The 977-nt window shown below is 50.3% G+C and carries 1 tRNA gene and 1 pseudogene; one reads left to right on the top strand and one right to left on the bottom strand.

The features are described from left to right. The first annotated feature begins 2 nt into the window (after positions 1 to 2). Positions 3 to 79 (top strand) — tRNA-Asp (locus ACYVG7_RS10195). Positions 80 to 347: 268 nt separating this feature from the next. Here ACYVG7_RS10195 and ACYVG7_RS10190 read toward each other — a convergent pair. Beyond that, a pseudogene (locus ACYVG7_RS10190) lies at positions 348 to 627 on the bottom strand (ATP-binding protein); the annotation flags it as partial. Between the last annotated feature and the right edge of the window lie 350 nt (positions 628 to 977).

Genomic DNA, 977 nt, shown 5'->3' with positions numbered 1-977 from the left:
GCGGAGTGGTAGTTCAGTCGGTTAGAATACCGGCCTGTCACGCCGGGGGTCGCGGGTTCGAGTCCCGTCCACTCCGCCACTAAATAGAAAGCCCAACCTGTTGAACTGGTTGGGCTTTTTTTCATATCTGCAGTTTGAAATGCCCGCTTGATGTTCGTGACCGTGACCAAACGGTGACCATTTCGTGACCAACCCCCTGATTTGACCGGAGGTCATTCTGCTCATTGTTGGATTTAATCGGTTACTATCCCTTAATTACTCAATTGGTGCGTATTCCGGCGAAGTTGAACAGCCATTCCGGCCAACGTGAACACCCTGATCCTTAACGCGCTCACGTCATCCCGTTTCTAACTCAAGTGTTCAGATTGGGTCAACTCACTTCTCCTCTTTCTCATCGATTCTCCCTTCAGTGACAGCCGGTGAGCGTTGTGCATCAGCCGGTCCAGGATCGCATCTGCCAGGGTGTTGTCCCCCAGGCTCGCGTACCACTCTTCCGTTGGCAGCTGACTGACTGACCACTACCGTCGAGTATTTCCCGTACCGATCATCCATGATCTCCAGCAGGGCGTTGCGCTGCGCGGCATTCACTGCTTCCAGTCCCCAGTCATCGAGGATCAGCAGCTCTACATCAAACACAAAGGAGCGAAGCAGTGCAAAGAAAGGGCAGCTGTCCATGGTAACGCTCCATTTCTGAATACTTGAAATAAGTATAGAGATGCCACCAATACGCTTCGGGAACAGCGCCATGAACGAAGCAGCCGCAGGCTGCTTCGTTTTCAGTTAACTGCCTAAATAATCAGCGACGCTGCTTTTGATAACCGCTTACTGCTAATGCGACATAGTCCTTGCATGATTTTGATTAAACTGGCAGGTTTAGAACATGAATCAATATTCACCCGTCATTCCGCACCTGTTTGAAACATTATCAATCGCTTGACAGCGATCGGCTACTCTGATCTATTACTGCTTTTTGAGCA

The sequence above is a fragment of the Pseudaeromonas pectinilytica genome (genome assembly GCF_054780855.1).
The sequence above is the reverse complement of the archived record's forward strand: the minus strand, read 5'-3'. Positions and strand labels throughout refer to the sequence as shown.